This window comes from Leisingera sp. F5 (assembly GCF_001593695.1).
The window spans coordinates 1-1268 of record NZ_LUKH01001109.1 but is presented as its reverse complement, the minus strand read 5'-3'; the positions used below and the strand labels follow the sequence as shown (position 1 = coordinate 1268).

The window sequence follows — 1268 nt, the reverse complement described above, 5'->3', positions numbered from 1 at the left end:
GAATAGCGGTGCGGCTGATGCACTGCGATCACCCGGCCTTCGCTGGCCTGGCGCGCCGCCTTCAGCACCGCGGCGATCTCCACCGGGTGATGGCCATAGTCGTCGATAATGGTGACGCCATCCACTTCACCCACCTTGGTGAAGCGGCGGTTCACCCCGCCGAACGCCGCCAGCGCCTCGCGGATTTCAGTGCTGTTCATGCCCAGATGCCGCGCCACGGCAACCGCGGACAAGGCGTTGGAGACGTTGTGGTCCCCCGGCATCGGCAGGGTGCAGCCCTCGATCACCCGGTCCTCGGCCTGCAGGTGCACGTCGAAATGGGCCACGCCGCCCTTGTAGGTCAGGTTCACGGCCCGCACATCGGCCTGCGCATTGAAGCCATATGTCACCACCCGGCGGTCGGAAATCCGCCCGATCAGCGCCTGCACTTCGGGATGGTCGGTGCAGCAGACCGCGACACCGTAGAATGGGATGTTGGAGACAAACTCCAGGAACCCGTCGCGCAAGGTGTCGAAATCACCCCAATGCTCCATATGCTCGGGGTCGATATTGGTCACCACCGCAATGGTTGCGGGCAGCCGGTTGAAGGAGCCGTCGCTTTCATCCGCCTCGACCACCATCCACTCGCCCTGCCCCATCCGCGCGTTGGAACCATAGGCGTGAATGATGCCGCCGTTGATGATGGTGGGGTCAAAGCCGCCGGCCACCATCAGCTCGGCCATCATGGTGGTGGTGGTGGTCTTGCCGTGGGTGCCGGCAATGGCGACGTTGGATTTCAGCCGCATGAGTTCCGCCAGCATGTCGGCCCGGCGCACCACCGGCAGCCCGCGCAGGCGGGCCTCGTCCAGTTCCGGGTTGCCCGGTTTGATCGCCGAGGAGATCACCACAACCGCGGCCTCCTCCAGGTTTTCAGCCTTCTGGCCGACAAAAATCCGCGCGCCCAACTCTTCCAGCCGTGCGGTGATTTTCGAGGATTTCAGATCCGAGCCCTGCACCATATAGCCAAGGTTCAAGAGCACCTCGGCGATGCCCGACATGCCGATGCCGCCGATGCCCACAAAATGGATCGGGCCGACGTCTCCGGGCAGTTTGGTTGCAGGGTTCATGACAGTTATCCTTCCTCGGCCAGTTGCTCGACCAGTGCCGCCAATCGCTCGGTGGCATCGGGAATCCCGGCGCTCAGTGCGGCTGCCGACATTTTCACCGCAGCCTGCGGGTTACTCAGAATTGCGCCCATAGGCTCTGCCAGCACCGGGATATCAAGGGCG

Annotated in this window: 1 protein-coding gene and 1 pseudogene; both read right to left on the bottom strand. The window is 63.6% G+C overall.

The window, feature by feature from the left end:
• Positions 1 to 1106, bottom strand: a 1106-nt coding sequence (gene murC, locus A2I95_RS39310; protein WP_291737782.1) for a UDP-N-acetylmuramate--L-alanine ligase, incomplete at its 3' end; no start/stop codon positions are given.
• A 5-nt stretch (positions 1107 to 1111) separates the two neighbouring features.
• Positions 1112 to 1268 (bottom strand): annotated as a pseudogene (locus tag A2I95_RS39305) (UDP-N-acetylglucosamine--N-acetylmuramyl-(pentapeptide) pyrophosphoryl-undecaprenol N-acetylglucosamine transferase); the annotation flags it as partial.